Below are 13,038 nucleotides of genomic sequence, written 5' to 3'. Positions count from 1 at the left end.
CATAACAGATTATGAATTAATTTTATACAAGGACCGGAGCCTTAATTACTTTTTTCTGAACAGTACCAACCATGGAGCTTACAATTCCAACAAAAAAGAAGCCCGCAAAATGTGAGCTTCTTCGATATAGCGGGTCTACACTTTCTGGTATTGGTGAATAACTGATACCAGTTTTTATTTTGAAAATTAAAAGGACATCTGTCCTCTTTGTGCTACGATTTAATCGCCAAACAAAATCGAAAAGAGGAAAAACAGATGTCCCTAACTAATTCTATCTTAAGCTTGTTTGAAATGACAGACCCAAATATAACCGTAACTGGTGTTACCAAGAAACGTTGCCCGAATGGACAACGAATTCATGTCGTTCACGCCAACCTTTCTTATCAGCTTGTGAAATGTCCCCATTGTGGCCATAAAAGTCTAATTAAAAACGGTACCCACGTTAGTCATCTAAGGTTGGGAACCTTATCAGGCGGACGTTATGAAATGCAGCTAAGACGACAAAGATATCAATGCCAACATTGTTTAAAAACCTGTGGAGCTAAAACTAACCTCGTTAGACGTAATGAAACTTTTACCCACAATGTTAAACATCAGGTCATTGTGCTAGCTCGTGACATGCTGACCAGTAAAGAAATCGCTAAAATTTGTGGCATTTCACCAAGTAGTGTGCAACGTATTTTAAATGCAAATATTCACTTGGCTTACCGTGTTAAGCAACTTCCACCAAATCTTTGTTTCGATGAATTTCGTTCCTGTAATCATCTAATGTCCTTTAACTGTTGCGATGCCGTTAGTCATCGCCGCATTGTGACCCTCGAAGATCGTCTCAGTAAGGATATCATTGATTACTTTGAAGCTCGTTATTCAGTTCAAGAACGTGCGAAAGTTCAAACAATTACTATTGATATGAACGCCGAATATGCCAGCTTTATTCATCGTTTATTCCCGAACGCTGTCACGATTATTGACCGTTTCCACATTATTCAGCTTGCTGGTCGTGCACTAGACAATGTACGTACACGCATTATCCGTACTTTTCAAGATAAGCATTCACGCATTTACCGCATCCTTAAATCTCAATGGCGTTTATTTCATTTGGCAGAAGAGAAAATCAATGACACTAAGCTTATCTATTTACGAGGCATTAACGAGTATATGACCCAACAGAACGCCATCGACCTTGCCTTAGATGAATTTCCAGAATTCAAAACTGTGTATCAAACTTATCAAGGCATTCTAACTGCTATCCACCAAAAGAATGCCACGGGATTTAAAAATTTGATTACCAACTACCAAGTAGCTGGTAATCAAATGGACGTCACCATTTCAACCTTCGTTAAGAACGGCTCAGCAGTGCTCAACAGTTGTCGTTATCCGTATTCTAACGGTCCTATTGAAGGACTTAATCGCAAAATCAAGGTATTAAAGCGTAGCTGTTTTGGTTTTCGAAATATTCATAACTTCTTCATTCGTATCAGTTTAATTCATGAGTAAACAAAAAGCACATTCACCGAAGTGAACATGCCTTCAAAAATCTCTACCAATACAGTTTGACAGAGACCCGATATAGCAAGTATTATTATTTAACTGTAACAACAGCGCCAGCTTCTTCAAGCTTAGCTTTAACATCGTTTGCTTCATCTTCTGAAACGTCTTCTTTGATAGCTGAAGGTGCCTTGTCAACAAGGTCCTTAGCATCTTTCAAGCCAAGTCCAGTGATTTCACGAACAGCCTTGATTGCTTTAACCTTAGCTGAACCTGCTTCTGTTAATTCAACAGTGAATGTTGATTTAGCAGCAGCACCGTCGCCACCAGCAGCGCCTGCAGCAGCAACTGGAGCAGCAGCTGAAACACCGAATTCGTCTTCGATAGCTTTAACTAAATCGTTTAAGTCAGTAATTGAAGCACCTTTTAAGTCTTCAATAAATTGGTCTTTGTCTAATGCCATTTTTGTTTCCTCCATTTTTTGTATGTCTAATTTTAATTAAAATTAAGCAGCGTCTTCTTCAGACTTCTTGTCTGAAACAGCTTTAACAGCGTATGCCACATTGCGTACAGGTGCTTGTAATACATTAGCAAGCATGCTGAGCAAGTCATCACGACTAGGCATTGAAGCGTAAACTCCAATTTCTTCAATTGAAGCTACCTTACCTTCGATCATACCACCCTTAAGTTCAAGAGCGTCATGTTCATCAGCAAACTTCTTCAAAATCTTAGCAGGTGCAACTGGATCCTCATCAGAAAACGCAACAGCACTTGGTCCAACAAAGATATCGTTTAAATCAGAAAAACCAGCTTTTTCAGCGGCACGTGTTAAGATCTTGTTCTTAATTACATGCAACGTAACGCCAGCCTCACGTAATTCCTTACGTAATTCTGTATCTTCAGCAACTGTTAATCCACGAGAATCAACAACGATTGCAGAAGCAGCATTATTGAAATACTCAGTAGCTTGATCAACAACAACAGCTTTTTTAGCGATTGCTTCTTTACTCATTAATTTTCACCTCCAGCAAGTTTTTAAACCATAAAAAATCCGCAACCAGACTTCGGATGCGGAAATTTACATTTCTACGTTCCTCGGCAGGCAGTTTGAGACGAAATCGTCACCTGAGTCTTAGGCAAATTTTATTATAATTTACTAATCCAAGTTACCATAGAAACAAGTTCCATGTCAACATTCAATTCAAATTAGAATTGAGAAAGATCAACATGAACCCCAGGGCCAAATGTTGAAGTAACAGAGACGTTCTTAACATAAGTTCCCTTAACGGAAGCTGGACGTGAACGTACAATTGTATCCTCAATAACATCTAAGTTACCTAATAACTTATCAGCATCGAATGATACCTTACCAATTGGCACATGAACGTTACCGTCACGGTCAGTTCTGTAAGTTACTTTACCAGCTTTAGACTCTTCAACGGCCTTTTTAACATCCATTGTGACAGTCCCTGTCTTAGGGTTAGGCATTAAACCTTTAGGTCCAAGTACACGACCTAAACGTCCAACTTGTGCCATCATATCTGGAGTTGCAACAGCAACATCGAAATCAAGCCAGCCACCCTGAATCCGTTGTACTAAATCATCGTCACCGACAACATCAGCACCAGCAGCTTCAGCATCTTTAGCTTTTTCACCCTTAGCAAAAACGATAACTGTTTGTTCTTTACCAGTTCCGTTTGGCAAAACAACGGCACCACGCAATTGTTGGTCAGCCTGTTTTGTATCTACATTTAATTTGAATACCGTTTCAACGGTTGCATCAAACTTAGCGAAATCAATCTTTTTGATTAACTCCAAAGCTTGCTTTGGTGCATATGCTTTTGTAATATCAACCTGCTTTAAAGCATCTTGATACTTTTTACCTCTTTTTGCCATCTGTGTTTTCCTCCTTGCAAATGTGGTTTTATCGGATTTTCCTCCCACTTGATACATCCATGTTAATGGAGTATCCGACTACAACAACTTAGTCTTTAACTTCAAAGCCCATGCTGCGTGCAGTACCTTCGACCATGCGCATTGCAGACTCAACGTTTGCAGCGTTTAGATCTTGCATTTTTGTTTCGGCGATTTCCTTAACCTGATCCTTGGTTACAGTAGCAACCTTGTTTGTGTTAGGTTCACCGGAACCATGTTCAACACCGGCAGCTTTCTTCAAGAGAACAGAAGCAGGTGGAGTCTTTGTAATGAAATCGAATGAACGATCCTCATATACCGTGATTACAACAGGAATTAACATACCAGCCTGATCAGCTGTACGTGCATTGAATTCCTTTGTGAATCCCATAATATTGATACCTGCTTGACCTAATGCAGGACCAACTGGTGGAGCTGGAGTTGCTTTTCCGGCAGGAATCTGTAATTTAACTAAATTTGCGACTTTTTTTGCCACGAGACATACCTCCTTATAAGTCCGTGTGTGGTTATGATGAGGATTTAAATTTCCTCTCCCACGCGTTTCTATATGCAAAGCATACTTTCAAAGTATACCATGCAAACATCAAAAGAACAATCTTGAATTTATGATAACTTAAACCTGGATTGCCAGATTCAACTAATCTAACTTATCAATTTGCTCCATATCAAGTTCGGTACTAGTTTCACGACCAAACATATTGATATTAACTTTTAGCGTCATATTCTTGTTATCAACTTCAGTAATCTTACCTGTTAAACCAGAGAACGCACCATCAACAATTTTCACGGTCTCGCCTACTTCAACATCAATTGTGGCGTGACGAACGGACATCCCTAAATGACGAAGAATCTGTTCTGCTTCATCAGGTAGTAATGGTGATGGCTTGCTACCAGAACCATGAGAACCAACAAAACCAGTGACACCTGGTGTGTTTCGAACAATATACCAAGCCTGATCAGACATGACCATTTCCACTAAAACATATCCAGGAAATTCTTTTTTCATGGTAACTTTGTCTTTACCATTCTTATTTTCATGCTCTTCTTCTTCGGGAACGACCACACGAAAAATGTTGTCTTCCATTCCCATAGAAAGTGAACGGGATTCCAAGTTAGCCTTTACTTTGTTTTCATAACCTGAATAAGTATGCAGAACGTACCAGTTTTTCTCTGTTGTTTCCAATGTTATTTCTCCTTTTAAAATCTAATCGCATCTAATTTCTATTTTTAAAACAAAATAAAAAAACTCCGTCTACACGAAGTTCCAACAAGTACATTGTATCAAAAAAACACAACTAACGCCATACCTTACTGAAGTAATCCTAAGAGTAATTGAACTACCCAATCTACCAAAGCAAAGAAAGCAATGAAGAATACTGATAATCCAATGACCGAAGAGGAATCTTTACGAAGTTGGCGACCATTTGGCCATGTGACTTCATGCATCTCTTGGATAACACTTTTAATAAATTTCATTGAAATTTTCCTCCTAGCGTGTTTCTCGATGTACTGTGTGTTTGTTGCAGTGTTTACAATATTTTTTAACTTCTAATCTTGTTGTTCGGTTAGGATTAGCAGCCACTGTATAGTTTCGCGATCCACAAACTGAACAAGCTAAAGCAATTTGTTTTTGTGACATAGTTTATCTCCCTAATTAATCAGACTTAACTTTATCATTTGCAACCCGTCATGTCAATTTCAAGCAAACATCTGTCAAGTATTTTTAAAGAAATAAAAAAATAGGGTTCACACCCCATTTTAATTTATTTTGAAACCCGTTTTGAAAGTTTATTCCGACAACGACTGACTGCATTTAACACCCGCGAACTGTCACAATTCAACAGTTTTGCAATTTCAACTGGGCTTTTGCCTCTGTAGTAATGGTTAAAAACTTGTACTTCGAATCCGGAAAGATCGGAACGATAACGTTCACAGTCTTCTTTTAGTACCACCATTTCGTCTGGACCGCCATGTTTTGTCATAAACAGCCGTTCGTATTCACCGCTCTCATCTTTCATCGCTTCTAGTGAATTACAGAATAAATCTGATCGGCGTTTAAATGCCATCTCACGGCGAATTAAACTGTAGACACGATTTTGAAAGTTAGACTGAAAATACTTTCCCAATGTAATATGCCGGTTTACATCATAGTTTGCTAGTGTATTAAAGAACACAAAACGGCCTTCTTGCATCCAGTCATCAATATCATAGGTGCGTAAAAAATATTTATCTTTGATATGAATCACGATGGGACAATACTTTTTAAACAAGATTTCAAAACTAGCTGAGTCCCCCATTTTGCTGTCATTAATTAGCTCAGCTTCTTGGGTTGCATCAACTTGCTGATTAAAATTTACCATTAATTACTCCTAACCAGCCTCCTCAAGAAAATAATATATCAAACTATGCCGTGTATCGACAAGCGAACGTGTGTTTAAACTTATTTTATAATAAAAATAACGATTGGCAGCCACTTTACATGCCTGACAATCGTTATTATTAAATAATTTATTTACAGTGGATGCCGTGTAGAAAAGCCTTGATAAATTAACAGGCTGGCAGCCACACTGGCATTTAGACTTTGCACCTGTCCAATCATTGGAATCGCCAGAGTTTCATCAACTTGTTTTTTCAACAGTGGTGAAATTCCTTTTCCTTCATTTCCAATAATCAAGCCAACGGAACCTTTTGCATCCCATTTTCGATAATCGGTACCATCCATATCGGTCCCAAAAATCCACATCCCCTGTTTTTTTAACTCTTTGACAGTATTTACAAGATTAACCACGCGCACAACTGGTACATGCTCAATGGCTCCTGCAGAGGTTTTAGCAACTGTACTGGTTAATCCAACCGCGCGATGTTTAGGAATAATTACGCCATGCACACCCGCCGCATCAGCCGTTCTCAAAATCGAGCCTAAATTATGGGGATCCTCAATATTATCTAAAATCAAGAAAAAAGGTGCTTCATCTTGATCCTTAGCCTTTTGAAAGACCTCATCAATCGTAGCATATTCAAAAGCAGCAATTGCTAAGACCACCCCTTGATGATTTTCGCCATCAGCTAAATGATCTAGCTTGCGTTTAGGGACGATTGAGACGATCAGTTTCCGCTTTTCAGCTAACTTGACAATGTCATGAATCGCATCTGATTTTAAATTTTCCTGAATAAAAACTTTGTTAATTGTTTGTTGCGATCTTAATGCTGCGACTGCAGGGTGACGGCCAATAATAAAATCACCTTGGGCCTCACTAGATTCATTGCTAGGTTGATTCTCGTTACGGTTATTTTGTGGCATGTGTTATTTTTCCTTCCTCAACTTGCGTGATACACCAATTTGCGAGCCAATCCAAACGTTCTTGCTGACCACTTAATGAAAGATAACCCATTAAGGCTTCAAACCCGGTAGAAATTCTGTAGGTTAAAACTGAAGTGTTCTTCGCAGACGTGTGGCTCTTAGAATTACGTCCCCGTTTGAAATACTCAGTTTCGGTTTCGCTTAAAATTTCTTGTTCCTTCATTGCATCGATCAAGGCTGCCTGAGCTTTTGCAGAAACAAAATTAGTCGCTGTATGATGCAGCTTGGTGGGTTTGGTGATCCCTTTATTAATAAGATGTCGCCTAATGTAAACTTCATAAACAGCATCGCCTAAATAGGCAAGCGCAATGCCGTTTAGTTGTTTATACGTATCATTTTCTGTCATTCTTTATGCTCTCTTCCACCGAGTTCCTTGGGGAGTATCCTCCAAGTTAATACCCTGTTCTTTTAATTGATCGCGAATCTCATCACTACGCTTAAAATCTTTATTATCACGAGCTGTATCTCGCTCTACAATAAGCTGTTTGATGGTTTCGTCTTCTAATTGTCCTTCTTCTAATTGGATCCCAAAAATGCTGACCAATTGGATAAAAGTGTTTTTTAACAACTCTAAAGTATCCAGCTTAACGGTTTCTTTTTCACTGTAGACATTTAAAACCTTTGCCAACTCATAGACAACCGCAATTCCATTTTGCGCATTGAAATCGTCATCCATAGCGTCTGTAAACTGCTTAATAAGTTCCTCAACTCGTCTGTCAGTATCACCATCAGAACCAGATTCAGCATTTTTAAAACGATAATTAAGATTAGCAAAGGCATTTTTCAGCTTAGCTAAATTATTACCAGCTTCTTCTAAATTCTCACGTGTATATTGAATTGGTCGGCGGTATTGGGTTGTCGCCATAAACAAACGTAAAATCTGCGGATCCATTTTATCAACAATATCATGAACCGTCACAAAGTTTCCAAGAGATTTACTCATCTTTTCATTTTCGTCACCAACCGTTACAAACCCATTATGCATCCAGTAGTTAGCAAACTTTTTGCCTGTTTTGGCTTCGCTTTGCGCAATTTCATTTTCATGATGGGGAAACTCCAGATCCTCACCACCTGCATGAATATCAATGGTCTCACCTAAATACTTAGTTGCCATGACTGAACATTCAATATGCCAGCCAGGTCGACCCTTGCCCCAAGGTGCATCCCACGATATTTCATCACCTTTGGCACCTTTCCACAATGCAAAATCAATTGGATCTTCCTTACGTGCTGTTTCTTCATCATTAATATGCTCACTAGCACCCTGCTCAAGTTCATCAATATTTTGACCGGATAATTCACCATAGTTAGCAAATTTGCGGGTTCGGTAATACACATCTCCATCAGAAACATAGGCATAACCCTTATCGATCAAAACCTGAATAAAGCCCACAATTTCGGGCACGTTTTGTGTCGCCCGCGGATTCATTGTTGCCGGCTCCACATTGATGGCTTTGCTGTCTTGCATAAATGCTTGGATAAACTTTTCAGCTAATTCAGGAACAGTAATTCCATCTTTTTTAGCAGTATTAATCATTTTATCATCAACATCGGTGAAATTAGAAACAAATTTCACTTTAAATCCGCGATACTCAAAATAACGACGGATTGTATCAAATGCAATGATACTCCGTGCATTACCGATATGAATGTAATTATATACAGTGGGGCCACAGACGTACATATTCACTACCCCAGGCGTAATCGGCTGAAACGGCTCTTTTTGTCGTGTCATTGTATTATAAAGATTAATCATTCAAACGGCCTCTTTTCCTTTTTTTATCTGCTTTGATTTTATCACATATCCTGTTTTCAACCCAGAAAACCAAAAAATAACCTCACCAAATAAAAAAAGTGACACACAATTTATAAAAAACTGCGTGTCACTTTAGCTTTTTGCTTAAATAACTTAGGCCATTTCGTCAATCATAGCTTTTAGGTGTGACATTGCAGTCTTTTGACCTAACAACTCGATTGTTTCTGGCAATTCTGGTCCGTGCATTTCATGCGTAATCGCAATTCGAATTGGCATCCATAAAGCACGTCCTTTGACACCAGTTTCTTTTTGGACAGTTTTGATCGATGCCAAAATTTCAACCGTATCAAAGATTTCCATTTTTTCAAATTGAGCATAAATTGCTTTTAATACTGGTAAAGCAGTATCTGCAGCCATTTCTTGCTTAGATTCTTCATCAATTTCATCTGGTCCGTTAAAGAATAAATCAGCCATCTCGTTAATTTGGGCGGTGTAACTCATTTGACGTTTGTACAGATTAATTAACTTTCGAGCCCATTCAATACGTTCTGGTGAGGCACCTTTTTCAATGTTTCCTGCTTTAATTAATTGCTTCAATGCAGAATCCATTACCCGGTCCTCATCAGCAGCCTTGACGTATTGGTTGTTAATCCATTCCAATTTCTTACCGTCAAATGCAGCTGGTGACTTACTCAAGCGTTTTTCATCGTACATTTTGATTAATTCACGCTGGGTAAAAATTTCGCTCTCCCCAACAGGAGACCAACCAAGGAGCACGATAAAGTTCATCATGGCATCTGGTAAGTAGCCTAGTGAACGATACTGTTCGATAAACTGAAGGACACTTTCGTCACGTTTACTTAATTTCTTACCAGTTTCACTGTTAATAATTAAGCTCATATGCCCAAACTTAGGTGGTTCCCAACCAAATGCTTCGTAGATCATCAACTGTTTTGGTGTATTAGCAACATGGTCATCGCCACGGAATACGTGGGAAATTTCCATCTTGTGATCATCGACAACCACTGCAAAGTTATAGGTAGGCATCCCATCACGTTTTTGAATGACAAAATCGCCACCAATTGTACTTGAGTCAAATGAGATTTCACCCTTAACGATATCATCCCATGCGTAAGTTTTATGCTCAGGAACCCGGAAACGAATAACTGGTTCTAAACCGGCTGCCTTAGATTCAGCAATCTTGGCTTGTTTTTCGTCTTCAGACATTCCAGCATATTCATATTCATAATGAGGCATTTCGCCACGAGCTTTTTGAGCTTCGCGTTGTGCCTGAAGTTCTTCTTCAGTTTCATAAGATTCATAAGCTAAATCTTTATCAATCAGTTCCTGAATCAAAGGTAAGTAAATTGCCTTTCGTTCAGATTGACGATAAGGACCATAATCGCCAGGTTTATCTGGACCTTCATCCCAGTCCAAACCGAGCCACTTGAGGTTTTCAAGCTGACTACGTTCACCATCTTTGATATTACGACTGGTATCAGTATCCTCAATTCGAATAATAAACTTGCCTTTGTAATGACGAGCAAATAAATAGTTAAATAGTGCTGTTCGCGCATTACCAATATGCAAATGACCAGTAGGACTTGGTGCATAACGAACACGAATCTTACTTTTTGCCAAAATTAACGCCTCTTTCTAAGTTTTTCACATTTTATTGCTTAATCAATTGTACAATTGCCGCCTGAATAAATAAAGGCACAATCCCTCTAGTGACCAAAAAGCTTTCTTTTTGGGTCTTACTTTTATTACTTGCCTGATTTTTTTTGATCTGGTTTCCGATCTGAAATACCACGAGTTGAATGCAATGGCTTGGCAAAGATCATCCGTCCAGCATCTGTTTGAAGCGCACTTGTAACAACAACATCGAGTTCCTGATTGATAAAGTATTTTCCTTCTTCAACCACGACCATGGTCCCGTCATCCAAATATGCGACCCCTTGTTGACGTTCAGTTCCGTTTTTCACAACCATTACATGCATGTTTTCTCCTGGTATTACCCGAGGCTTTAACGCATTAGCAAGCGCGTTGATATTTAAAACTTGCACATTCTGGAATTGACTGACCTTATTTAAATTGTAATCATTGGTCACAATCACCGCGTCTTTATCCTTAGCTAAACGAATCAGCTTGCTATCAACCTCATCGATTTCTGGGTAATCCCCTTCATACATTTCAACGGGAATTATATGTTCGTTTTGAAGTTTGTTTAAAATATCTAATCCGCGTCGTCCACGAACCCGCTTAATGCTATCAGAAGAATCAGCAATGTATTGTAATTCATATAACACAAAATTTGGAACTAGTAGCGTGCCCTCAATGAAACCTGTTTTGATCAGATCATAAATTCGTCCATCAATCAAAATATTGGTATCAAGAATTTTATAGTGATGGAAATTATCCTCATATTTCCGTTCTAAGACATTCTTTGCTCCTTCAGGTTCTTTCCGTCGCGTAAACAATTTCCGCCATTCATCAGCCTGGGTCGTTCCAATTCGAAAACCTAAGTATCCCAACGTTAGCATCAAAATAATTGGAATCACTGTATTTAAGAAGAAAATTGGTTGACGATAAAACAAAGTCGAAATCAAAATTGCCAAAATTAATCCCACTACCGTTGATAAACTACCGTAAAGCAGTCGAACTGGTGGAATATTAGCAATTTGTTTTTCTAACCTCTTAACTAATTTTTCAACATAGCCAGCTAAAAATAGTGAAATAATGAAGAAAATAATTGCACCTATCAAGAAATTTATCACTGAATTATTTAGCCACCAATGATTGCCTAGCGAGGCTAATTCCCATAGTGGCGGCAAGAGCATTATGCCCAACGCTCCACCTGCTAGTGCAAACACAGCTTTAATAATATTTTTTTTCATATCAACATCCCTCCTTTTCGAAATTAATGACTATTTTGCATTCGCAAAATCTTGTTCTCAATACGGATGTCCATCCTCACTTCACCGCTAAACCGGTTAGTCGGACTGGCTCCTTTTCGATATTAATGACTATTTTGCATTCGCAAAATCTTAACTTCCTTGCGTTCGAAAAACTTACTAGTGGAACACCCGCTTCAACGCATCACTCAACGTTGCCACACCAACGACCTGAATCCCCTTTGGTGGTGTCCATCCTTGCAGGTTATTCTTTGGTACGTAAATCCTTTTGAAACCAAGCTTTTGAGCCTCTGCCACCCGTTGCTCAATCCGGCTTACCCGTCGCACCTCACCGGTCAGCCCAATTTCGCCCACAAAAGCATCCATAGGGTCCGTTCCGATATTTCGATAACTGGAAGCAATACTAATTGCAATCGCCAAATCAATCGCTGGTTCATCCAATTTCACCCCGCCAGCTGCCTTCAGATAAGCATCTTGGTTTTGCAGCAAGAAGTTTGCCCGCTTTTCCAAAACAGCCATAATCAATGAAACTCGATTGTGGTCTAATCCACTTGCCGTCCGCTTAGCATTTCCATAGGTTGTGGGCGTCATAAGCGCTTGAACCTCAACCAAAATGGGCCGTGTACCTTCCATTGATACTACAATTGCCGAACCAGTTGCATCTTTCAAACGCTCTTCAAGGAAAATCTCTGAAGGGTTGGCCACTTCGTTCAAACCAGATTCACGCATTTCAAAAATTCCCAGTTCATTTGTCGAACCAAACCGGTTTTTTACTGCCCGTAAAATCCGATAAGTATGATGCAGATCACCTTCAAAGTACAGCACAGTATCCACCATATGTTCGAGGATTTTTGGCCCTGCAATCGCACCGCCTTTAGTCACGTGTCCAACAATAAAAATCGTGATGTTATTGGTTTTGGCAATCTGCATTAATTCAGCCGTGACTTCGCGAACCTGTGCCACACTTCCGACTGCCGACTGAATATCAGGTTCCTGCATGGTCTGAATCGAATCAATAATCACAAAACTAGGCTTGATTTTCTTGATAGCATCCTGAATGTTTGTCATATCTGTTTCTGGAAATAGATAGAAATTTTCGCTAGCTACATGCAGACGCTCGGCGCGCATTTTTATTTGTGCGGCACTTTCTTCCCCAGAAACATATAAAACGCGGCGCTTGGTCTCACTTAATTGACCTGAAATTTGAAGCATCAAAGTGGATTTTCCAATTCCTGGATCACCACCAATTAGGACTAAAGACCCAGAAACAATCCCACCACCTAAAACACGATTAAATTCTTTTAATCCAGTCTTTACTCGTGGTGCTTCAGTCATATCAACTTCGCTAAGGATTTGTGGTTTAGCCCGTTTACCTTCAAAACTAACCCGAGCCTTATGATTTTCTTTCTCGGCTCCCATTCGTTCTTCAACCAAAGTATTCCATTGTCCGCAGCTTGGACAACGACCCAAGAAACGAGGTGAAACGTACCCGCAGTTTTGACAAACAAACTGAGTTTTTGCTTTTGCCATTGTGGTATTGGCCCCCTTCAATTTTAGCATAATCACAAAGAAACAATTAATCT

15 protein-coding genes and 1 other annotated feature are annotated in these 13,038 nt (G+C 39.2%); of the genes, 1 reads left to right on the top strand and 14 read right to left on the bottom strand.

The window, feature by feature from the left end; translation table 11 throughout:
* The first annotated feature begins 207 nt into the window (after positions 1-207).
* Positions 208-1,497, top strand: a complete 1,290-nt coding sequence (locus ACLHK8_RS09150) for an ISL3 family transposase (RefSeq protein WP_245080594.1) — start codon at positions 208-210, stop codon at positions 1,495-1,497.
* An 85-nt stretch (positions 1,498-1,582) separates the two neighbouring features.
* Here the strand turns inward: ACLHK8_RS09150 and rplL are convergent, their stop codons facing one another.
* The 14 genes from rplL to radA form a co-directional block, all read right to left on the bottom strand.
* A complete protein-coding gene (gene rplL, locus ACLHK8_RS09145) occupies positions 1,583-1,951 on the bottom strand; it encodes a 50S ribosomal protein L7/L12 (RefSeq protein ID WP_057773828.1) in 369 nt (122 codons plus the stop codon).
* A gap of 42 nt (positions 1,952-1,993) precedes the next feature.
* Positions 1,994-2,500 (bottom strand): 50S ribosomal protein L10, encoded by a 507-nt coding sequence (gene rplJ / locus ACLHK8_RS09140; RefSeq protein ID WP_057773831.1) that lies wholly within the window; start codon positions 2,498-2,500, stop codon positions 1,994-1,996.
* A 23-nt stretch (positions 2,501-2,523) separates the two neighbouring features.
* Positions 2,524-2,643: a sequence feature (ribosomal protein L10 leader region), on the bottom strand.
* A gap of 51 nt (positions 2,644-2,694) precedes the next feature.
* Positions 2,695-3,384 carry a 50S ribosomal protein L1 gene (gene rplA, locus ACLHK8_RS09135; RefSeq protein WP_063698351.1) on the bottom strand — a complete coding sequence of 230 codons (690 nt, stop codon included), beginning with the start codon at positions 3,382-3,384 and terminating at the stop codon, positions 2,695-2,697.
* A gap of 88 nt (positions 3,385-3,472) precedes the next feature.
* The gene (gene rplK / locus ACLHK8_RS09130; RefSeq protein WP_057773835.1) at positions 3,473-3,898 is read right to left on the bottom strand and encodes a 50S ribosomal protein L11; all 426 of its coding nucleotides are present in this window, start codon (positions 3,896-3,898) and stop codon (positions 3,473-3,475) included.
* 162 nt (positions 3,899-4,060) lie between these two features.
* Positions 4,061-4,606: a transcription termination/antitermination protein NusG gene (gene nusG, locus ACLHK8_RS09125; RefSeq protein WP_057773837.1), complete on the bottom strand. Its 546-nt coding sequence runs from the start codon at positions 4,604-4,606 to the stop codon at positions 4,061-4,063.
* Between the two features lie 125 nt (positions 4,607-4,731).
* Positions 4,732-4,899: a preprotein translocase subunit SecE gene (gene secE, locus ACLHK8_RS09120; protein ID WP_057773839.1), complete on the bottom strand. Its 168-nt coding sequence runs from the start codon at positions 4,897-4,899 to the stop codon at positions 4,732-4,734.
* Positions 4,900-4,912: 13 nt separating this feature from the next.
* Entirely contained in the window at positions 4,913-5,062 is a 150-nt protein-coding gene (rpmG, locus tag ACLHK8_RS09115; RefSeq protein ID WP_082623284.1) for a 50S ribosomal protein L33, read from the bottom strand.
* A gap of 124 nt (positions 5,063-5,186) precedes the next feature.
* Complete coding sequence (locus ACLHK8_RS09110; RefSeq protein WP_063698353.1) at positions 5,187-5,783, bottom strand: sigma-70 family RNA polymerase sigma factor; 597 nt, start codon at positions 5,781-5,783, stop codon at positions 5,187-5,189.
* Between the two features lie 152 nt (positions 5,784-5,935).
* Positions 5,936-6,724, bottom strand: a complete 789-nt coding sequence (gene rlmB, locus ACLHK8_RS09105) for a 23S rRNA (guanosine(2251)-2'-O)-methyltransferase RlmB (protein WP_063698355.1) — start codon at positions 6,722-6,724, stop codon at positions 5,936-5,938.
* Positions 6,711-7,130: a Mini-ribonuclease 3 gene (locus ACLHK8_RS09100; protein WP_057773845.1), complete on the bottom strand. Its 420-nt coding sequence runs from the start codon at positions 7,128-7,130 to the stop codon at positions 6,711-6,713. Before ACLHK8_RS09100 ends, rlmB begins: the two co-directional genes overlap by 14 nt.
* Positions 7,131-7,133: 3 nt before the next feature.
* On the bottom strand, positions 7,134-8,540 hold the full coding sequence (gene cysS, locus ACLHK8_RS09095) for a cysteine--tRNA ligase (RefSeq protein ID WP_063698357.1): 1,407 nt from the start codon (positions 8,538-8,540) through the stop codon (positions 7,134-7,136).
* 153 nt (positions 8,541-8,693) lie between these two features.
* Positions 8,694-10,181 carry a glutamate--tRNA ligase gene (gene gltX / locus ACLHK8_RS09090; RefSeq protein ID WP_063698359.1) on the bottom strand — a complete coding sequence of 496 codons (1,488 nt, stop codon included), beginning with the start codon at positions 10,179-10,181 and terminating at the stop codon, positions 8,694-8,696.
* Positions 10,182-10,306: 125 nt separating this feature from the next.
* Complete coding sequence (locus ACLHK8_RS09085) at positions 10,307-11,437, bottom strand: PIN/TRAM domain-containing protein (protein ID WP_057773850.1); 1,131 nt, start codon at positions 11,435-11,437, stop codon at positions 10,307-10,309.
* A 177-nt stretch (positions 11,438-11,614) separates the two neighbouring features.
* Complete coding sequence (radA, locus tag ACLHK8_RS09080) at positions 11,615-12,985, bottom strand: DNA repair protein RadA (protein ID WP_057773852.1); 1,371 nt, start codon at positions 12,983-12,985, stop codon at positions 11,615-11,617.
* Positions 12,986-13,038 lie beyond the last annotated feature (53 nt).

The organism is Pediococcus sp. M21F004 (assembly GCF_051122535.1).
Classification (GTDB): Bacteria; Bacillota; Bacilli; order Lactobacillales; family Lactobacillaceae; genus Pediococcus; species Pediococcus inopinatus.
The sequence above is the reverse complement of the archived record's forward strand: the minus strand, read 5'-3'. Positions and strand labels throughout refer to the sequence as shown.